We start from the raw sequence: 19,476 nt of genomic DNA, 5'->3' as shown, positions 1-19,476 counted from the left end.
TGCCCAGCTGCTGCTGGACTCCGTGAGGCCCGGGGTCAGCCCTGGCCGAAGGTCTTCTCGCGGTGCTCCCGCCAGCGCTCCATCATGGCCGCGACCTCGCCCTCGACGAACTCGAAGAAGGCGAGCGTCTCGGCCAGGCGGCGCCCTGCCGGGGTGTCCCCGCCGAGGCTGTTGACGCCCTCGCGCAGAGCCGCCTCCCACCGCTTGAGGACGGCCTCGCGGTTGGTCAGGGCCTCGTACCACTGGTCGCCGTGCACCCGGTAGCGCTCCCGGCGCGAGCCCGGCTCCCGCTCGCGCGAGACCATGTGCGTCTGGGCCAGGTAGCGCACCGCGCCGGAGACGGCGGCGGGGCTGATCTGCAGCTGTTCGCTCAGTTCGGCGGAGGTCAGCACGCCCTTGTCGGAGGCGAGGAGCGCGGCGAAGACGCGGGCTGCCATGCGCTGCATCCCGGCCTCGACGAGCTGCGCCGCGAACGACTCCACGAACTTCGACACGGACTCCGCGTCACGGCCGGCCCCGACTGATTCCGTCATGTCGCCCATCCTAAAGGGCCTTCATAGACTTCCTTAACTTCACAAATTTCTGAAAGAAGCGTACGTTCTGAACCATGACGAAGGCAATCACCGTCTCCGGACTGCACAAGTCGTTCGGCAAGACGCACGCGCTCGACGGCCTCGACCTGGACGTCGAGACCGGCGAGGTCCACGGCTTCCTCGGCCCCAACGGCGCCGGCAAGTCCACCACCATCCGCGTCCTGCTCGGCCTGCTGCGCGCCGACACGGGCGCCGCGCAGGTGCTCGGCCGCGACCCCTGGACGGACGCGGTGGAGGTGCACCGCCGCATCGCCTACGTGCCGGGTGACGTGACCCTGTGGCGGAACCTGTCCGGCGGTGAGGTCATCGACCTCTACGGCCGTCTGCGGGGCGGCCTCGACGCCGGGCGCCGTGCCGAACTGATCGAGCGGTTCGAGCTGGACCCGACGAAGAAGGGCCGCACCTACTCCAAGGGCAACCGCCAGAAGGTCGCCCTCGTCGCCGCGTTCGCCTCGGACGTGGACCTGCTGATCCTCGACGAGCCGACCTCGGGCCTGGACCCGCTGATGGAGGAGGTCTTCCAGCGCTGCGTCGAGGAGGAACGCGAGCGCGGCCGTACGATCCTGCTCTCCTCGCACATCCTCAGCGAGGTCGAGGAACTCTGCGACCGGGTCAGCATCATCCGCAGGGGCCGCACGGTCGAGAGCGGTTCGCTCGCCGACCTGCGCCACCTGACGCGGACGAGCGTCACGGCCGAACTGGCCGGTCCGCCCAACGGGTTGTCCCGTCTTCCGGGCGTCCACGACCTCGACGTACAGGGCCGCCGCGTCCGGCTCCAGGTCGAGACCGACAAACTCGACGCCGTACTGCGCTCGCTCAGCGAGTCGGGCGTGCGGTCGCTGACGTCGACGCCGCCGACGCTGGAGGAGCTGTTCCTGCGGCACTACCAGCAGGAGGCGGCGGCCCGATGACGACGCTCGCGGTACCGAGGTCCGGCCGCCAACTCGCGGGCACCGGCACGCTGTTGCGCTTCGCGCTGCGCCGGGACCGGGTGATGATCCCGGTCTGGGTCGGGGTCAACGCGCTCATGGTCCTCTCCATGCCGAACACGCTGAAGAACTTGTACGGAACCCCGGCCGAACGCGCCGACCTGATCCACCAGGTGGCGACCAACGCCTCCTTCCGCGCCCTGATCGGCCCGGTCTTCGACACCTCGATCGGCGCCCTGACGGCCTGGCGCGTGGGTGTGTACGCGGGCGCGCTCGCCGCGGTGACAAGCCTGCTCGTCGTCGTACGGCACACCCGGGACGAGGAGGAGAGCGGCCGGCAGGAACTGGTGGCGTCCGGCATGGTAGGCCGCCGGGCCTCCCTGACGGCGGCGCTGCTGGCGGCGGGGGTCGCGAACGCCGTACTGGCTCTGCTCGTGACGGCGGGCCTGGCCGCCCGGGGCGCCGTGGGCGCCCTCGCCCTCGGCCTCGGCCTCGCGGCCGTCGGCATGGTCTTCGCCACGATGGCGGCGATCGTCGCCCAGCTGACGGAGAGCGCGCGGCTGGCCCGCGGCCTGACGGCCGGGGTGCTGGGCGCGGCCTTCGTCCTTCGCGCGGCGGGCGACTCGGCGACGGACGACGGCTCGTCCGCCCTGACGTGGCTGTCCCCGCTGGGCTGGCTGGAGAACCTGCGGCCTTACGCCGACGAACGCTGGTGGGTGTTGCCGCTGTTCGCGGCGGCGATCCTGCTCCAGGGCGCGGTGGCCTACGAGCTGGCGGGCCGCCGGGACGTCGGCATGAGCTTCCTGCCGACCCGCCCGGGACCCGCCTCGGGCCGCCTGCGCACGGCGGGCTCGCTGGCCTGGCGGCTGCAGCGGGGCAGCGTGTACGGCTGGAGCATCGCCTTCTTCGTCGTCGGCGTCGTCTACGGCGGTCTGGCGGACGGCGTGACCGACCTGGTCGGCGACAACGACAACGCCCGGAAGATCTTCGAGCGGATGGGCGGCCAGAGCGGTCTGACGGACGCGTTCCTTGCGTCGATGGTCGGGATGATGGGCCTGATCGCGGCGCTGTATGTCGTCGGCTCGGTGCTGCGCCTGCACGGCGAGGAGACGTCCGGCCGGGCGGAACCGGTGCTGGCGAACGCGGTCGGCCGCCTGCGCTGGGCCGCCGGACACCTGGTCATCGCCTTCGGCGGCGCCGTCCTGATCATGCTCCTGACCGGCCTCGGCTTCATCGTCGGCTACGGCAAGGAGGCCGGGCCCCTCCTGGGGGCGTGCCTGGTGCAGCTCCCCGCGGTGTGGGTGATCGGCGGGCTGGCGGTGCTGCTGTACGGGGTACTGCCCCGGGCCGCGATGGCGGCATGGGGCGTCGCGGGCGCGGTGCTGCTCATCGGCTGGGTGGGGCCTGCGCTGGACGCTCCGCAGGCGGTGCTGGATCTCTCGCCGTTCGGGCATCTGCCGAAGCTGCCGGGCGGGTCGATGGAGTGGGGCCCGGTGTCGGTGCTGCTCGGGCTGGCGGTGGCGCTGGTGGCGGCCGGCCTGGCGGGGGTGCGGCGGCGGGACATGACGACGTGAGCGGCGGTGCGGTCGCCGCCGCGTGCGACTCGCCCCCGCCGCCCCTACCCGTCCCCTCCTGAAGGGGCTCCGCCCCTTCGACCCCGGCCCTGGGCTACGCCGGCTCGACCCTCAGCCCCTCCAACCCCCGGATCACAAAGTTCGGCTTCCGATCCGGCTCCGTCGCCAGGCGCAGGATCGGGGCCCGTTCCAGCAGGGCCGTCATCGATGCGGCCAGTTCGATGCGGGCCAGGGGGGCGCCGATGCAGTAGTGGATGCCGGCGCTGAAGGAGATGTGCGGGTTTTCCTTGCGGGTGAGGTCGAGCCGGTCGGGGTTCTGGAAGACCTCTGGGTCGTGGTTCGCGGAGCCGAAGAGCATCGCGATCTCCGCGCCCCGCGGAATCGTCGTGCCGTCGATCTCGATCTCGTCCAGGACCCAGCGCTCGAAGAGCTGGAGCGGGGTGTCGTAGCGCATCAGCTCCTCGATCGCGGACGGGATCAGGGAGTGGTCGGCGCGCAGGGCGGCCAACTGCCCCGGGTTGCGGAACAGGGCGTACCAGCCGTTGACCGTAGCGTTGACGGTCGCCTCGTGGCCCGCGTTGAGCAGCAGGACGGCCGTCGAGATCATCTCCTGCTCGGTCAGCCGGTCGCCTTCGTCGTGCGCGGCGATGAGCCCGGAGATGAGGTCCTCGCCCGGCTCCTTGCGCCGCTCGGCGATCAGCTCCCGCAGGTAGTCCGAGAACTCGACCGAGGCCTGCACCGCCTTGCGTGCCGTCTCCTGCGAGGGGTTCAGCTCGTACATCCCGCAGATGTCCGCCGACCAGGGGCGCAGAGGGGCCCGGTCGGACTCCGGGATGCCCAGCATCTCGGCGATGACGGCCACGGGCAGCGGCTCGGCGACATCCGCGAGCAGGTCCCCGCCGCCGGCCTCGACGAGCCGGTCCACCAGCTCCCCGGCCAGCTGGGCCACGTACGGCTTGAGCTGCTCGACCGTACGCGGCGTGAACGCCTTCGACACCAGCCGCCGGATCCGGGTGTGGTCCGGCGGCTCCAGGTCGAGCATCCCGTGGTCGTTGAGGGTCTGGAACGGCTCGTGCTCCGGCGGCGGCGCGGTCCGTCCGAAGTCCTCGTGCGTGAACCGGTGCTGATAGGTCCGGCCGAGGCGGCGGTCGCGCAGCAGCGCGGATACGTCCGCGTGGTGCGGGACGAGCCACTGGTTGGTGGGCTCGAAGTAGTGCACGCGGCCCTTGGCGCGCAGCTCGGCATAGGCCGGGTAGGGGTCGGCGAGGAACGCCGGGTCCCAGGGGTCGAAGGCTGCCATGCACGGACGCTAGCCCGGCGTCCCCCTGTCTGACCAGGGGTGTCTGACCGGCCCGCCGGGAAGGTCCTAGTCCTTGCCGAAGTCGGGAAGCGTGATCGAGCCGTCCTCGGCGAGGGGGAACCCGGGGTTGTGGGCGACCTCCCAGGCGTGGCCGTCGGGGTCGACGAAGGCACTGGAGTAGAACCCGATCGCGTTCACCGCCGCCGGTTTGGTGACCGTCCCGCCGGCCCGCTCCACGGCCGCGAGCAGCGCGTCGACCTCCGCCTCGGACCGGACGTTGTGCGCGAGGACGATCCCACCGAAACCGTCCGCCTGCCCGGGCTCCAGACCGCAGTCCCGCGCCAGCTTGTCCCGGCCCCACAACACCAGTCCCAGGCCGCCCGCCTGGAAGAAGACGGTCTCCTCGACCTCTTGCCCCCGCCAGCCCAGGGCCTCGTAGAAGGCCTTGGACCGGGCGAGGTCGGCCACTCCCAGCGTGATCAGAGTGATGCGCTGTTCCATGCCCTCACCGTAGCCCCGGCGCCCTCAGCCCGGCGTGACCAGCCGCGCCTCGTACGCGAACACCGCCGCCTGCGTACGGTCCCGCAGCCCCAGCTTCACCAGGATCCTGCTGACGTGGGTCTTGATCGTCGACTCGGCGACCACCAGCCGCTCGGCCATCTCCGCGTTCGACAGGCCCTGCGCGATCAGCACCAGCACCTCCGTCTCCCGCTCGGTCAGTTCCCCGTACGCCGCGTGCGCGGAGGACATCAGGCGCGGGGAGTCGGACAGCTTCGAGAACTCCGTGATGAGCCGCCGGGTGACGGAGGGGGCGAGGAGGGCCTCGCCGGCCGCCACCACCCTTACTCCGTCGGCGAGTTGGCGTGCCGAGGCGTCCTTCAGCAGGAAGCCCGAGGCTCCCGCGCGCAGCGCCTGGTACACGTACTCGTCGAGGTCGAAGGTGGTCAGCACCAGCACCTTGGACGTGCTGTCGGCCGCGACGATCTCCCGGGTCGCCTCGATGCCGTTCAGCTCCGGCATGCGGATGTCCATCAGCACGACGTCCGGGGTGAGGTCGCGGACCCGGTCCACCGCTTCCCGTCCGTTGACGGCCTCGCCGACGACCTCGATGTCCGGCATCGCGTTCAGCAGGACCGAGAAGCCTTCGCGCACCATCATCTGGTCGTCCGCGATCAGCACGCGGATGGTCATGAGCCGTCCTCTGTCGTCGTGGTGGCCGGCAGGAACACCGTCACCTCGTAGCCGCCCTCGTCCGTCGGGCCCGCCGTCATCTCGCCGTTCAGCATGGTGACGCGCTCCCGCATGCCGGTGATGCCGTGCCCGGCGCCGGGCGAGGGCTTCACCAGGGCCGGCGCGGGCGGCGGGCCGTTGACTATGCGCAGGCCGAGGCCGCCCAAGACGTACCCGATCTCCACTCCGGCGCTCGCGCCGGGCGCGTGGCGCAGGCTGTTGCTGAGCGCCTCCTGCACGATGCGGTACGCCGACAGCTCCACGCCCTGCGGAAGTGCGCGCACCGCTCCCGTCACCGTCTTCTGAACGTTCAGGCCCGTGTCCCGCACGTTCGCCAGCAGCGCGTCCAGGTCGGCGAGCGTCGGCTGCGGGGCGTCCGGCGCTTCGTAGTCCTCGGCGCGCACGACGCCCAGCACGCGGCGCAGCTCGGTCAGGGCCGCCACCGCGTTCTCCCGGATGGTGGCGAAGGCCCGCTCCAGCTCCGGCGGCGGGTTCTCCACCCGGTAGGGCGCGGCCTCGGCCTGGATGGCGACGACCGACATGTGGTGGGCGACCACGTCGTGCAACTCGCGGGCGATGTTCGTGCGCTCTTCCAGCAGGGTGCGCCGGGAGCGCTCGTGCGCGGTCACTGTCTGCTGCGCGGTCACCTCCTGCCGGGCCTCCTTGCGGGTGTGCCAGACGGCGACGACGAGCAGGATCAGCGCGGAGAAGACCAGCATGGGGGCGGTGTCGTCGCCGTAGTAGTGCCCCGGGCCGAACAGCACGGTCGCCACGAAGCCGTACGCCGCGGTGACGGCCCACATGTACCCGGCCGTGCGCGGCCTGGTGCGTATGGCCACGACCGTCAGCACGGTCAGATGGCAGGCGAAGCTGGCGGGCAGCCAGGGCCAGCCGTCCCAGGAGCTGCCGAAGACCTGGCTGACCGGGGTGGCCGCCATGGACAGCCAGAACGCTCCGACCGGCCGGATCATGGTCAGCAGGATCGGGATCACGGCGAGCGGACCGAGCAGCACGACCGCGCGTTCGTTGTCGACGGTGGCCATGAGCAGCGTGAACAGGGCGGCCGCGGTGATCACGGCGTGCGGTGTCCAGGCCGCGTACTCCCGCAGGCGGCCCGGCAGCCGGCGGGTCAGCGGGCCGTCGACGCTCATCCGCGGCAGCGGGCGGTAGGCGAAGGCGTCATGGGACAGGTCCTGCCGCAGCCCGCGCAGGGCGCCCGCGGCCAGCCGGAGCTCCGGGCTGCGCTGCTTGGCCGCGTCCCCCGGCGGGGTCGGCATCTGAGTCGTCTCGGTCACATACAGAACGGTAGGCGCAGGGCCCTGTCGCGGTCGTCCCCATGGAGAGGGGTTCCCGCAGGTCCATCTCAGGTACTACGGGTATCCCCGCTGGTCGTGCCCGGCGCGGGTGCCGCCAGGACCCGCGTTCAATACCCGGCGGGCCGCACCAGTCCCGACTCGTAGGCGAACACCGCCGCCTGCGTCCGGTCCCGCAGCCCCAGCTTCACCAGGATGCGGCCCACGTGGGTCTTCACGGTCTGCTCGGCCACGACGAGGCGGTCGGCGATCTCCGCGTTCGACAGGCCCTGGGCGATCAGGGCTAGGACCTCCGTCTCCCGTTCGGTGAGGTCGCCGACGCGTGCCTTGAGCGGGGCACGGGGCCGTTTGTCCAGGCGGGAGAACTCGGAGATGAGCCGGCGGGTGATCCCGGGCGCGAGCAGCGCGTCGCCGGCCGCCACGACCCGTACCGCCTCGGCCAGCTGATCGACGGAGGCGTCCTTGAGGAGGAAGCCCGAGGCTCCCGCGCGCAGCGCCTCGTACACGTACTCGTCGAGGTCGAAGGTGGTCAGCACCAGCACCTTGATCTGCGGTGACTCGGCGGTGATGCGGCGGGTGGCCTCGATGCCGCCGAGTTCGGGCATGCGGATGTCCATCAGGACGACGTCGGGGGTGAGTTCGGCGACCTTCGCGACCGCGTCCAGGCCGTCGACCGCCTGGCCGATCACGTCGATGTCGGGCTTGGTGTTGAGCAGCACGGTGAATCCCTGCCGGACCATCTGCTGGTCGTCGGCGATGACTACGCGGATGGGGCTGCTCGTCATGGGGTCGGTTCTCCTGTCAGGGGTGGGCAGTCGGCGGGGTGTCGCCCCGCGGGAGGAAGGCCGAGACCGCGAAACCGCCGTGCTGGGTGGGGGCCGCGGTGAGGTGGCCCCCGAGCATCGTCGCCCGCTCGCGCATGCCTAGCAGACCGTGTCCCGCGCCGGGGGAGGGCGGAACAGGTTGCTGCGGGCGGGAGTTGACGACGCCCAGGTGCAGGCCGTGGAAGTCGTGGGAGACCTCGACGCGCACTTCCGAGCCCGGCGCGTGCCGCAGGGCGTTGCTGAGCGCCTCCTGGATGATCCGGTACGCGGACAGCTCCACGCCCGTGGCGTACTGGGGAGCCTCGCCCCTGATGTCGGTGACGACGTCCAGTCCGGCGGCACGGGTGTTCTCGATGAGGGCGTCGAGCCGGTCGAGCATGGGCTGGGGGGCGTCGGGGGCGGCTCCGGTGCCGGGTTCGCCGAGGCCGTAGGGGTCTTCCCGGTTCTCGGAGCGCAGGACGCCCAGCACGTGGCGCAGTTCGGTGAGCGCGTCCAGGGCGTTCTGCCGGATGCCCGCGAGGTTCTCCTTCAGCTCCTGCGAGGGGTTCTCCACCAGATGCGGGGCCACCTGGGCCTGGATGGAGATCACCGACATGTGGTGGGCGACCACGTCGTGCAGCTCGCGGGCGATGTTCGTGCGCTCCTCCAGCAGGGTGCGCCGGGCCCGCTCCTCGGCGGTGATCGTGGTCTGCCGGCCGAGTTCGGCACGGGCTTCCCTGCGGCCCCGCAGCGCCATGCCGAGCACCACGACGACCGCGAACAGGGTGATCGCGAGCACTCCGGTGGGCTGGTAGTCGCGCGCCCCCCACAGCCCCTGGATGACGTAGGTGACGAGCACGGTCAGCGCCAGCGTCTCAAGGGACACCCGAGCGCGTACCCGCAGGGCGAGCAGCAGCATCACGGCCATCTGGCCGATGATCCCGGCCGCGCTCCAGGGCCAGACGAAGTCGTGCGCGCCACCGGCCAGCAGGTGGCGACGCACCTCGACGGCACCCGCCACCATGGCTGCCGTCGACAGCCACCACCCGGCGACGGGCCGCCACAGCGCGAGGACCACCGCGCCCCCCTGGGCGAGCCCGATCAGGAAGGCCACCTGGGCGCCCGCCCCGCCGTTGTCCCGCAGTTGAGCCACGGCGCCGATGGTGACGCCGAACGCGACCAGGGACAGCACGCCGTGCGGCAGCCAGCGCAACCACACGGAGGGCGGCAGCGGGTCCGCCCCGAAGGTCCACAGGTCCTCGCGCAGCACGCGCAGCCAGCGGCGCACTCGGCTCGCGAACGAGTGCTGGATCCCCGTCTCCGTCACGCGGCCAACCCTAGGCATGGTGGTGTTCCTTCGCTGCACTGCTCCGAGATGCCGAGTGGGACCGGACGACCCTGGACCGGCGGCCGGTCGAGCGGCGAGGGCCCTGTTCATAGACGCGGAACGTCGTCCAGCACAGGGCCAGGGCCAGGGTGAACAAAGGGAGCCAGGCCAGGCGGGCCGCCACCCAGCCGAGGTTGTCGGGGAGGGTGTGCAGGCCGGGGAGGTGGCCTGCCGTCAGGCCCGTGGCCGTGGTCGCCATCAGGGCCGTCTGGTGCCAGAGGAAGACCGTCATCGCCGAGAGGTTGAGCAGGGCCACCGCCGCCCAGGCCAGGGGGCGGCGCATCGTGCGGCGCAACGGCCCGCGCAGGAGCAGGGCCAGGCCGCACTGGGCCAGACCGAAGGTGACGGCGGCCAGCGTGGGTGGGTTGAGGTTGGAGACTCCTTCGCCGGGGACGCCGACCATGGACGCCGGGTAGCCCGCCCAGGCGACCAGTGCGGCCGTCGCCGACGCGCCGCCCGTCAGCAGGATCCAGCCCGCGCGGCGGCGCTCCAGCTCGCCCCGGGTCCAGGCCGCGCCCAGGGTGTACGGCACCAGCCAGCCGGCCGCCACGTTCACCCAGCCGAGCCACGCGGGGCCGCCCAGGCCGAAGCGGATGAGGTCCACATGGAGGACGACCGCGAGCGGCCAGAGCGGGTTGAGCCGGAGCAGCAGGGGCGTCGCCGCCGTCAGCGCGGCGAAGACCAGGAGGAACCACAGGGGGGACAGGGCCAGTTTGACCAGGGTGTGGACGGTGTCGGCGTCCGTGCCGGACAGGAGCAGCAGGACCGACGCCACCGTCCACAGGCTGAGGACCGCCGCCACCGGCTTGAACAGGCGGGACAGACGGGACGTCAGCCATTGGCCGTACGTCGTGCCGCGCGCTCGGGCCGAGGCGTAGCCGCGGGTTGCCACGTGGCCGCCGACCAGGAAGAACACGGCGAGGGTCTGGAAGGCCCACGAGATCGGGGCCAGCCAGGGCATGTAGTGGAGCGGGCTCGCGGTGCGCAGGCCGGCCCCGCCGTCCGCCACCAGGGCCGTCACCAGCCAGTGGCCGAGGACGACACCGACGATGGCGAGGGCCCGCAGCGCGTCGACGGCCCGGTCCCGGTCGGCGGGGGTGACGGCCTCGACGCGGGCGGCGCCCCGGCGTATGCCCTTCCACGCGCCGCGCATGCTGACGTCAGCCATGGCTCACCTCCGGCCTCTCGCCCAGGACGATGCGGGTCAGGTTCGTCAGGGACGTCGAGCCCGGCCTGAAGTAGTCGCTGTGGCCGCCGTCGCCCGCCGCGAAGACCCGGGCGCCGAAGGACGGGGACATCGGGTCGGTGCCGAAGCCGACGGTCGTGCCGAGCAGGTCGAGCCTGACGTGCGGCACCTCCGCGACCCAGTCGTCACTGCCGCGGGCCGCCCAGACGCGGGCCGGGGTGTGCAGGGCCGTCGCGCTGTCCGCGCCGGTGCCGGGGCTGCCGACCAGGGCGATGTCGTCCACGTCCAGGTGGGGGGCGGCACGGCCGCAGACCACCGAGCCGTAGGAGTGGCAGAGGAGGGAGATGTGCGGCTTGCTCGGCTTCCTGCCGGCCGACCCGTTCGACTCGGTATCCGCGAGGGCGCGCAGCTGCCGTATGAACTCCCGCAGCTTCGGGGCCGCCTCCTCGGCTCGGCCCGCCGTCGTGACCGTGGTGCTGACCGTGGCCGGGGTTTCGTAGCCGAGCCAGGCGACCACCGCGGTGCCGGTGCCCTGCGGGGCCTCCCGGGTGAGGCGGTCGTGCAGGGCCCAGGCGGCGTCACGGAAGCGGCCGTAGGTGTCGATGGATGTGTCGGAGCCCGGCACCAGGACCGCGATGCGGTCGGCGTGGGCCAGGTCGCCGAAGACCTCCGTCGCGAGACCGGGGCCGCTGCCGTCGAAGGAGAGGAAGCGGCGGGACGGGTCGGCCATCGCGCGGTCCGCGGCGGCCCGTTCGCGGTTGCCGTGGGCCGCGGCCATGCGGGACGCCTCGGCGGCGTTGGCCCGGTTGGCCGCGTATGCCTCGTCCAGGGTCGCCGCCGTCACCGGTGCGAGGGCGGCCGGGGCCGGGGCCGGGATCTCAGGGCGGGCGGCGCCGGACAGCGGGACGACCACGGCAGCGGTGATCAGGCTGGCGAGCACAGCTCGGCGCCATCGGTGAGTGCGCTGGGTCTTCTTCTTCGGCTCGCTCGCCCCGGCTGCCCCCGTGGTACGCCCCATGGTCGTCTTCCCTTCCAGTCCGCCCGGCCATCGGGCTTGTCTGGAGGGGAAATTACGGATCCGGCTGCGTCGTCCGCGTCCCGCCAGGGAGCTCACCTGCGACGTAGCTCTCAGGTATTACGGGTATTAAGGGGGCGGGTGTCAAAGGGGCGGGTGTCAAAGGGGCGGGACGAAACGTCTCACCACGCCAGCTGCGCGATCTCCTCCACCACCACCGCGCACGCGTCCGCCGCCGGATCGATCAGCGGAAAGTGCCCGACGTCCTCCAGCAGCGTCAGACCGATCACCTCTCCCGCCTTCGCCGCCGCATCGGCGTACGCCTCGGCGACCGCCTGCGGGACCACGACGTCCGCGCGGCCCTGCACGAGCGTCGTGGCGATGCCGGTCGGGAGCAGGAGCGCGGGGTCGGCGTAGGGCTGGCGCTCGGCGAACTCCACAGCGCCGCCCAGGAGTTGCCGCGCGGCACCCCCGCAGACGTCCAGCTTGTCGGCGACCGTGAAGTCGGCGATCGGGGCCAGGGCGACCACGCCCCGCAGAGGCACGGGACGGGCGGTGCGCCAGGGGGCGTCCGCGGGGAGGACATGGCGGGCGGCCGCCCAGAGGGCCAGGTGGCCGCCGGCCGAGTGGCCGGTGAGCACCATGCGGCGCGGATCGGCCTGCGGGAGGGCCTCCCGTACGAGCGCGGGCAGCGCGTCCAGCGCGGCGGCCACGTCGTCGAAGGTGTCCGGCCAGCGTCCGGCGACCGGACCGCCGCCCGCACGCGAATCCGCCGCGCTGCCAGCGCCCTGCGCACCTTCCGCCTCATCCGCCTCATCCGCCCCCCGCCGATACTCCACATTGGCCACGGCGAACCCCCGCCGAGCCATGAAGTCCGCGAACGGCGTGACATGCCGCCGGTCGTACGGAGCCCGCCACGCACCGCCGTGCAGGACGACGACCAGCGGGGCCGGGCCGCCCGGACCGGCCTCGCCGCGCGGCGCGTAGAAGTCGATCACCTGGTCGGGGTGGTCGCCGTACGAGGCGATGGCGTCGGGATCGACGGGCGGGTGCGAGAAGGCCGACTGCTCTTCGGCGACGGCCCGGGCTGCTGCGACGTCGTCCGGCATGCTCCAACCTCTCAGCGACGGAACGGATTTGAACGAATGCGGGGTGACGGGTGGGGACAAGGCAGGGTGGGGGGGTGGGAACAAAGCGAGGTGACGGACCAGGGGGGAATTCGGCCGTTGGCGGGGACGGTATCAGGCTGGTGACGTGCGCCAACACACGGATGTCACGCTCGGTGAGGGTTAAACGGTTCTGTCGTTTCGTTACGCTGGCAGCGCGCATCGCACCGCACCCCGTACGTGCACCAAGGAGGCCGATATGTCCGCCGAACCCGGCACCGTACGTCCCGGAGGGCGCACCGCGCGTGTCCGTGCGGCCGTTCTGCGGGCGGCCGGAGATGTGCTCGCGGAGCAGGGTTTCGACGGCCTCGACCTCGCGGACGTCGCCCGGCGCGCCGAGGTGGGCAAGACGACCGTGTACCGGCGGTGGGGCTCGGTGACGGGGCTGGTGGCCGACCTGCTCGCCGACATGGCCGAACAGTCGCTGCCACGCGAGGAGACCGGGTCCGTGCTCGGGGACCTGCGGGCCAACGCGGCGTTGGTGCGGCGGACGTTGGCGGACGCCCGGCAGGGCGCCCTGTTCCGCGCCGTCATCGCCGCGGCGACCTGCGACGAACGTACGGCGCAGGCGCTGCGGCGGTTCTACGAGGCGAGGGTCGCGGAGTGGGCGCCGTGTGTCGAACAGGGCGTCGCCCGAGGGGAGTTGCCCGCCGGGACGGACGCGGAGGCGGTCGTACGGGCGGTGTCGGCGCCCCTGTACTACCAGTTGCTGACGACCGGGGTGATCCCCGACGCCCCCGCCGCGGAGCGCGCCGCGCGGGCCGCGCATGCGGCTGCCGTGGCGGGGGTGTACGTCACCGGGGATGAGCCCTAAGGGGCTGGCGCCAGCACCTCCGCGAGCACCCGCGCCGCCCGCTCCACGTCCGCGAACCCGACGTACAGCGGCGTGAACCCGAAGCGCAGTACGTCCGGGCGGCGGAAGTCGCCGACCACGCCCCGTTCAATGAGCGCCTTCATCACGTCCCCGGCGCCCTCGCAGCGCAGCGCCACCTGGCTGCCCCGCTCCGCGTGGGCCGGCGGAGTCACCGACTCCACGCGTCCCTGCCCCACATAGGCCCCGACGCACTCCAGGAAGAAGTCGGTCAGCGCGAGCGACTTGGCCCGCACCGCCTCGATCGACACGCCTTCCCAGACCTCCAGCGCGGCCTCCAGGGCGAGCATGGAGAGGATGTCCGGCGTGCCGACACGCCCACGCAGCGCGCCCGCCGCCGGTTCGAACTCGCCCCGCATGCCGAAGGGATCGGCGTGGGAGTTCCAGCCGGGCAGGGGTGAGTCGAATCGGTCCTGCAGGTCATGCCGTACATACAGGTACGCCGGTGAACCCGGCCCGCCGTTCAGGTACTTGTACGTGCAGCCGACCGCCAGGTCGACCCCGTGCTCGTCCAGCCCCACCGGCAGCGCGCCCGCGCTGTGGCAGAGGTCCCAGACGGCGTACGCCCCCGCCGCGTGCACCGCGGCCGTGAGCGAGGGCAGGTCGTGCAGCCGGCCGGTGCGGTAGTCGACGTGGTTCAGCAGGACGGCGGCCGTACGGCCGGACAGCGCGTCCGGCACCTGCTCCGGGGTCACCGGCCGTAGCGCACACCCCGTCATCCGCGCCGCCGACTCGGCGATGTAGCCGTCCGTGGGGAAGGTCGTCGCGTCGACCAGGATCTCGTCCCGGGCCTCCCCGCCTCCCACGGCGTTCGCCATCCGCACGGCCGCCACAACCGCCTTGAAAACATTGACACTTGTCGAGTCGCCGACCACGATCTGGCCGGGCGCCGCGCCGACCAGGGGAGCGATCCGGTCGCCGATCCGCTCGGGCGCGTCCCACCAGCCGCTCTCGTCCCAGGAGCGGATGCGCAGCTCGCCCCACTGCCGCCGTACGACGTCCTCGACCCGCCCCGGCACGTTCGCCGGCAGGGCGCCCAGGGAGTTGCCGTCGAGGTAGACCACGTCGTCGAGTACGAACTGCTTGCGGGCGCCGGCCAGTTCGTCGGCCGCGTCCAGCATCCCCGCCTTGGCTGCGAGCTCAGACATGGGACCTCGCCGTCCACAGCTCCGGGAACACGTTCTTCTGTGCCCGCTTCTCCAGCCAGGCCACCCCGGCCGAACCGCCCGTACCGGCCTTGGCGCCCATCGCGCGCCGGGTGGCGACCAGGTGGTCGTTGCGCCAGCGCCACACCAGCTCGGCCACGTCGGTCAGCGCCTCGCCGAGGCGGGCGAGTTCGGAGTTCTGGTCGCCGGCGTAGATCGCGGTCCAGGCGGCCTCGACCGCGTCCGACGGCTCGTACCGCTGCGAGACGTCGCGCCCCAGCACCGCCTCGGGGATCGAGCAGCCGTGCCGGGCGAGGAAGCGCAGCACCTCGTCGTACAGGCTCGGCTCGTGCAGCGCCTTCTCCAGTTCCGCGTGGACGCGCGGGGCGCCGCGGTGCGGGACGAGCATGGACGCGGACTTCTCGGCGAGCAGGAACTCCATGCGGCGGTACATCGCCGACTGGAAGCCGGAGCCCTCACCGAGGGCGCTGCGGTACGCGTTGAACTGGGCCGGCGTGAGCTGGCCGAGCGGCTTCCAGGAGGCGTTCAGCGCCTCCAGTTCCCGTACGGAACGCTTGAGCGCGTCGATCGCCACCGGCACCCGGTCCTCGCGCAGCGCGTTCGCCGCCGTCTCCCACTCGTGGACGATGACCGTGAACCACAGCTCCATCACCTGGGTCGTGACCAGGAAGACCATCTCTCCGGGGTCGTCGGAGAGGGTGTGCTGGAGGTGGGTGAGGACGTCCGCCTGTACGTAGTCCTCGTACGGCGTGGTGCCTGCGAAGTCGAGATGCGGGGTCTCGGGCTCGTGAGCCTCGTCGGACATCGCTGTCTCCTGTTGTAACTCCGGGTAGCGGTCCGCCCCTGCCGTTATCGACACGGGGGCCCCGGTCCCCGCCGGGCATCTTCTTCGATGGTCCGCCGAAAAGGCAAGGCCCGCCTGATCACACAGGCGGGCCCGAGGGGGGGAGGTGGAGCTGATTCCCCCACGACGACTAACCCAGGGTCTGGGCCGCCGTCGGCGAGGAGTCCTTCAGGAACTGCGTGCAGCGCTCGTACTCCTCCTGCTCGCCGATCGCTCCGGCGGCGCGGGCGAGGCCGTGCAGGGCGCGCAGGAAGCCGCGGTTCGGCTCGTGCTCCCAGGGAACGGGGCCGTGGCCCTTCCAGCCGTTCCGGCGCAGGGAGTCCAGGCCGCGGTGGTAGCCCGTACGGGCATAGGCGTACGACTCCACGACGCTGCCCCGCTCGAACGCGTCGTCGGCCAGCTGTGCCCAGGCCAGCGAGGAGGTCGGGTACTTCGCGGCGACGTCGGCGGGCGCGGTGCCGCCGGCGAGCAGCTCACGCGGCTCGGGGTCGTCGGGGAGGTGGGTCGGGGGCGGGCCCCCGAGGAGGTTCTCGTGAATCGTCATGGGTTCCAGTCTGAGGCATCGGAGGCCGCGACCACGGGCCCAGGTCCCACCGCCACCCGCCCGCGCGCCACCCCACCGGGATGCCTACGCCGCCAACCTCCGGCGGCCGTGTGCCGAACAGCCCCCGACCATCTGGGAAGAGCCCCTTCAGGATGGGACAGGTAAGAGCAGCGGGGGCGAGAAGCCTCCCGTCGCGCACCCGGCCCCCGTCGCGCACCCGGCCTAGGAGCCCCCGCCCTCAGGCACCCGCCCCCGCACCGGCCGGCCCTCCAGTGGTGGCGCCGTGATGCCGCCGTGTGTGCGGCACTCGGGGTGGGTGCACTCCGGGGGCAGGCGGCGTACGGACGCGAAGGCGATCACCGCGCCGGCCGCGAGCAGGCCCGCGCACAGGACCATCGCCTGGCCGAAGGCGTCGTCGAAGGCGGTCGGCGAGCGGTACGCCTCCTGGCCCATCCCGGTCAGCAGGGGCAGCGCGGCCACGGCGACGAGGCCGGCCGCGCGGGCCGCCGCGTTGTTGATGCCGCTGGCCAGGCCCGCCCGCGCGACGTCCACGGAGGCGAGGACGGTGGCGGTCAGCGGGGCGACCAGGGTGACCAGGCCGAAGCCGAGGACGAGGACGGCCGGCAGGACGTCGGCGGCGTACGAGGCGTCCGGCCCGACGCGCAGCATCAGCAGCATGCCGACCGCGCACAGCAGGGGCCCCACGGTGAGCGGGATGCGCGGCCCGATCCGGTCGGCGAGGGCGCCGGAGCGGGCGGAGAGCAGCAGCATCAGCACGGTCGTCGGCAGCAGTGCCGTACCGGCGCCGAGGGCCGAGTAACCGGCGACGACCTGGAGCTGGAGGGCGGCGAGGAAGAAGAACCCGCCGAGGGCCGCGTACACGCACAGGGTGACGACGTTGACCGCGGTGAACTGGCGGGACGCGAAGATGTCGAGCGGCATCATCGGGTCGGGGCGCCGCTTCTCGACGAGCACGAAGGCGATGCCGGCGGCCACCCCGGCGACCGCGGACACGGCGACGACCACCGAGCCCTCACGGGCCTCGATCAGCGCATACGTCACCAGGGCGAGGGACAGCGCACCGAGCGCCGCGCCGAGCACGTCGAAGCGGCCGTGCTTACGGCCGTCCCCCGACTCGGGGACATGCCGCAGGGCCACCGGCACACACAGCAGGGCCAGCGGGACGTTGAGCAGGAACACCCACCGCCAGCCCGGCCCGTCGACCAGCCACCCGCCCACAAACGGCCCGACCGCCGCGCCGACGCCCCCGAAACCCGACCAGAGCCCGACCGCCCGCCCCCGGTCGTCGGGGTGGAAGGACGCCTGGATGAGTGCGAGCGACCCCGGCGTGAGGAGGGCCCCGCCGATCCCCTGCAACGCCCTGGCGGCGATGAGCACCCCGGCGTTCGGGGCGATCCCGCACAGCAGCGAGGCCACCGCGAACCACACGACCCCCACGACGAAGACCTTGCGGCGCCCGTACCGGTCCCCCAGCGACCCGCCGAGCAGGATCAGCCCGGCCAGCGTCAGCATGTACGCGTTGACGGTCCACTGGAGCGCCGCGAGGTCGGCGTCGAGGTCGCGGCCGATGCGCGGGAGGGCGACGTTGACGACGGTCGAGTCCAGCAGGGCCATGCTGGAGCCGAGGACGGTGGTGAGCAGGATCCACTTGCCCTGCGGGGAGGCCAGCCGGACGTCGGGCATGCCCCCAGGTATACAGCGAGCCCGGCGCCGTAGACAGGCGCCGGGCTCGGAAGTTCCCTGAGGGATACCCGCAGAACTGCAGAACCGCAGGGCTACTTGATCTTCGTACCCGTGGAGCGCAGGTTCGAGCAGGCCTCCGTCACCCGCGCGGCCATGCTCGCCTCGGCGAGCTTGCCCCAGGTCCGCGGGTCGTAGGTCTTCTTGTTGCCGACCTCGCCGTCGACCTTCAGGACACCGTCGTAGTTCTGGAACATGTGGGCCGCCACCGGACGCGTGAAGGCGTACTGCGTGTCGGTGTCGATGTTCATCTTGACGACGCCGTTGTCCAGCGCGGTCGCGATCTCCTGCTCGGAGGAACCGGAGCCGCCGTGGAAGACGAAGTCGAACGGGGACGCCTTGCCGTACTTGGCGGCGACGCCCTCGTTCAGCTCCTTGAGCAGCTCGGGGCGGAGCACGACGTTGCCCGGCTTGTAGACACCGTGGACGTTGCCGAAGGAGGCGGCCAGCAGGTAGCGCCCCTTCTCGCCGAGACCGAGGGCCTCGACCGTACGGATGGCGTCGTCGACCGTGGTGTACAGCGAGTCGTTGATCTCGTGCGAGACGCCGTCCTCCTCGCCACCGGTCGGGGTGATCTCGACCTCGAGGATGATCTTCGCGGCGCGGGCGCGCTCCAGCAGTTCCTGCGCGATGGACAGGTTGTCGGCGAGGGTCTCGGCCGAGCCGTCCCACATGTGCGACTGGAACAGCGGGTTCTCGCCGCGCGCGACGCGCTCCTCCGACACCGCGAGCAGCGGCCGTACGTACCCGTCGAGCTTGTCCTTCGGGCAGTGGTCCGTGTGCAGGGCGACGGTGATGTCGTACTTCTTGGCGACGATGTGCGCGAACTCGGCCAGGGCGACCGCACCGGTCACCATGTCCTTGTTGTGCTGACCGCCCAGGAACTCGGCGCCACCCGTCGAGATCTGGATGATGCCGTCGCTCTCCGCCTCCGCGAAACCGCGCAGGGCCGCGTGCAGGGTCTGGGTCGACGTCACGTTGATGGCCGGGTAGGCGAACTTGCCTGCCTTCGCCCGGTCGAGCATCTCGTTGTAGACCTCGGGGGTTGCGATGGGCATCTGTCCGCTCCTTGGAGTGTGCGGGTTGACGTACTGCGTACGTAACTGCGTACGGCGTTCTTCTTACGGCCCTGACCTAGACCTTGGGGGGTTGCGACGTCGTCGTCGGCCCCATCTTTCCAGACGAACCGGGATGGTCCGAGCGTCTGTCATCAGCCGAGACGGCTGTCATTCGGGACCGCGGTCAGTCCAGCCCGAGCTCGTCCTTGGAGTACGCGAAGAGGTACGGCACCCCCGCACCCGCCTGGATCTTCTCGGCGGCGCCGGTGGCCCGGTCGACGATGGTCGCGACGGCGACGACCTCGGCGCCCGCCTCACGCACGGCCTCGACGGCGGCGAGCGGCGAACCGCCGGTGGTGGAGGTGTCCTCGACGACGAGAACCCGCCGCCCCGCGATGTCCGGCCCCTCGACCCGCCGCTGGAGCCCGTGCGCCTTGGCTGCCTTGCGCACGACGAAGGCGTCGAGGCGCCTGCCGCGCGCGGCGGCGGCGTGCAGCATCGCGGCGGCGACGGGGTCGGCGCCCATGGTGAGCCCGCCGACCGCGTCGAACTGAAGCTCCGCGGTCAGGTCGAGCAGCACCTGCCCGACCAGCGGAGCCGCCTCCCCGTCGAGGGTGATCCGCCGAAGGTCGACGTAGTAGTCGGCTTCCAGCCCCGACGAAAGGGTCACCTTGCCGTGCACCACGGCCTTGTCCTTGATCTGCTGCAGCAGCTCGCCACGTACGTCAGTCATGCC

Annotated in this window: 19 protein-coding genes; 3 read left to right on the top strand and 16 right to left on the bottom strand. The window is 72.1% G+C overall.

Annotated features, from left to right (window positions below; genetic code table 11):
* Nucleotides 1-35 precede the first annotated feature (35 nt).
* Nucleotides 36-533, bottom strand: coding sequence for a GbsR/MarR family transcriptional regulator (locus PBV52_RS26455; RefSeq protein WP_274241516.1), 498 nt, complete (start codon nucleotides 531-533; stop codon nucleotides 36-38).
* A gap of 74 nt (nucleotides 534-607) precedes the next feature.
* On the opposite strand from PBV52_RS26455, the gene PBV52_RS26450 reads away from it, so the two are divergent.
* Both PBV52_RS26450 and PBV52_RS26445 read left to right on the top strand, forming a co-directional pair.
* Nucleotides 608-1,504, top strand: a complete 897-nt coding sequence (locus PBV52_RS26450) for an ABC transporter ATP-binding protein (RefSeq protein ID WP_274241514.1) — start codon at nucleotides 608-610, stop codon at nucleotides 1,502-1,504.
* The gene (locus PBV52_RS26445; RefSeq protein WP_274241513.1) at nucleotides 1,501-3,096 is read left to right on the top strand and encodes an ABC transporter permease; all 1,596 of its coding nucleotides are present in this window, start codon (nucleotides 1,501-1,503) and stop codon (nucleotides 3,094-3,096) included. Before PBV52_RS26450 ends, PBV52_RS26445 begins: the two co-directional genes overlap by 4 nt.
* Before the next feature lie 94 nt (nucleotides 3,097-3,190).
* On the opposite strand, the gene PBV52_RS26440 is transcribed toward PBV52_RS26445, so the two are convergent.
* The 9 genes from PBV52_RS26440 to PBV52_RS26400 form a co-directional block, all read right to left on the bottom strand.
* Nucleotides 3,191-4,396 (bottom strand): cytochrome P450, encoded by a 1,206-nt coding sequence (locus tag PBV52_RS26440; protein WP_274241512.1) that lies wholly within the window; start codon nucleotides 4,394-4,396, stop codon nucleotides 3,191-3,193.
* A 66-nt stretch (nucleotides 4,397-4,462) separates the two neighbouring features.
* Nucleotides 4,463-4,897, bottom strand: coding sequence for a VOC family protein (locus tag PBV52_RS26435; protein ID WP_274241511.1), 435 nt, complete (start codon nucleotides 4,895-4,897; stop codon nucleotides 4,463-4,465).
* 24 nt (nucleotides 4,898-4,921) lie between these two features.
* The gene (locus tag PBV52_RS26430) at nucleotides 4,922-5,587 is read right to left on the bottom strand and encodes a response regulator transcription factor (protein ID WP_274241510.1); all 666 of its coding nucleotides are present in this window, start codon (nucleotides 5,585-5,587) and stop codon (nucleotides 4,922-4,924) included.
* Nucleotides 5,584-6,921, bottom strand: a complete 1,338-nt coding sequence (locus tag PBV52_RS26425; RefSeq protein ID WP_373921909.1) for a sensor histidine kinase — start codon at nucleotides 6,919-6,921, stop codon at nucleotides 5,584-5,586. Before PBV52_RS26425 ends, PBV52_RS26430 begins: the two co-directional genes overlap by 4 nt.
* Before the next feature lie 128 nt (nucleotides 6,922-7,049).
* The gene (locus tag PBV52_RS26420; protein ID WP_274241509.1) at nucleotides 7,050-7,724 is read right to left on the bottom strand and encodes a response regulator transcription factor; all 675 of its coding nucleotides are present in this window, start codon (nucleotides 7,722-7,724) and stop codon (nucleotides 7,050-7,052) included.
* A 16-nt stretch (nucleotides 7,725-7,740) separates the two neighbouring features.
* Nucleotides 7,741-9,087, bottom strand: coding sequence for a sensor histidine kinase (locus tag PBV52_RS26415; RefSeq protein WP_274241507.1), 1,347 nt, complete (start codon nucleotides 9,085-9,087; stop codon nucleotides 7,741-7,743).
* On the bottom strand, nucleotides 9,080-10,297 hold the full coding sequence (locus PBV52_RS26410) for an acyltransferase (RefSeq protein WP_274241505.1): 1,218 nt from the start codon (nucleotides 10,295-10,297) through the stop codon (nucleotides 9,080-9,082). Before PBV52_RS26410 ends, PBV52_RS26415 begins: the two co-directional genes overlap by 8 nt.
* The gene (locus PBV52_RS26405; RefSeq protein WP_274241504.1) at nucleotides 10,290-11,333 is read right to left on the bottom strand and encodes an alpha/beta hydrolase; all 1,044 of its coding nucleotides are present in this window, start codon (nucleotides 11,331-11,333) and stop codon (nucleotides 10,290-10,292) included. Before PBV52_RS26405 ends, PBV52_RS26410 begins: the two co-directional genes overlap by 8 nt.
* Before the next feature lie 179 nt (nucleotides 11,334-11,512).
* Nucleotides 11,513-12,439, bottom strand: coding sequence for an alpha/beta hydrolase (locus tag PBV52_RS26400; protein ID WP_274241503.1), 927 nt, complete (start codon nucleotides 12,437-12,439; stop codon nucleotides 11,513-11,515).
* Nucleotides 12,440-12,695: 256 nt separating this feature from the next.
* Between PBV52_RS26400 and PBV52_RS26395 the strand changes: the two genes are divergently transcribed.
* Nucleotides 12,696-13,310, top strand: a complete 615-nt coding sequence (locus tag PBV52_RS26395) for a TetR/AcrR family transcriptional regulator (RefSeq protein WP_274241502.1) — start codon at nucleotides 12,696-12,698, stop codon at nucleotides 13,308-13,310.
* Here the strand turns inward: PBV52_RS26395 and kynU are convergent.
* The 6 genes from kynU to pyrE all read right to left on the bottom strand — a co-directional run bounded on the left by kynU (nucleotide 13,307) and on the right by pyrE (nucleotide 19,473).
* Nucleotides 13,307-14,515 carry a kynureninase gene (kynU, locus tag PBV52_RS26390; protein ID WP_274241501.1) on the bottom strand — a complete coding sequence of 403 codons (1,209 nt, stop codon included), beginning with the start codon at nucleotides 14,513-14,515 and terminating at the stop codon, nucleotides 13,307-13,309. The genes PBV52_RS26395 and kynU overlap by 4 nt on opposite strands.
* Nucleotides 14,508-15,338 (bottom strand): tryptophan 2,3-dioxygenase family protein, encoded by an 831-nt coding sequence (locus tag PBV52_RS26385; protein WP_274241500.1) that lies wholly within the window; start codon nucleotides 15,336-15,338, stop codon nucleotides 14,508-14,510. The genes kynU and PBV52_RS26385 overlap by 8 nt, the downstream gene beginning before the upstream one ends.
* Before the next feature lie 169 nt (nucleotides 15,339-15,507).
* On the bottom strand, nucleotides 15,508-15,921 hold the full coding sequence (locus PBV52_RS26380) for a DUF3151 domain-containing protein (protein WP_274241499.1): 414 nt from the start codon (nucleotides 15,919-15,921) through the stop codon (nucleotides 15,508-15,510).
* Nucleotides 15,922-16,143: 222 nt separating this feature from the next.
* Nucleotides 16,144-17,625 carry an MFS transporter gene (locus PBV52_RS26375; protein ID WP_274241498.1) on the bottom strand — a complete coding sequence of 494 codons (1,482 nt, stop codon included), beginning with the start codon at nucleotides 17,623-17,625 and terminating at the stop codon, nucleotides 16,144-16,146.
* A 92-nt stretch (nucleotides 17,626-17,717) separates the two neighbouring features.
* Nucleotides 17,718-18,740 (bottom strand): class II fructose-bisphosphate aldolase, encoded by a 1,023-nt coding sequence (gene fbaA / locus PBV52_RS26370; RefSeq protein WP_274241496.1) that lies wholly within the window; start codon nucleotides 18,738-18,740, stop codon nucleotides 17,718-17,720.
* Nucleotides 18,741-18,924: 184 nt separating this feature from the next.
* Nucleotides 18,925-19,473, bottom strand: coding sequence for an orotate phosphoribosyltransferase (pyrE, locus tag PBV52_RS26365; protein ID WP_274241495.1), 549 nt, complete (start codon nucleotides 19,471-19,473; stop codon nucleotides 18,925-18,927).
* Nucleotides 19,474-19,476: the final 3 nt, after the last annotated feature.

Source organism: Streptomyces sp. T12, assembly GCF_028736035.1.
Taxonomy (GTDB): Bacteria; Actinomycetota; Actinomycetes; order Streptomycetales; family Streptomycetaceae; genus Streptomyces.
The sequence above is the reverse complement of the archived record's forward strand: the minus strand, read 5'-3'. Positions and strand labels throughout refer to the sequence as shown.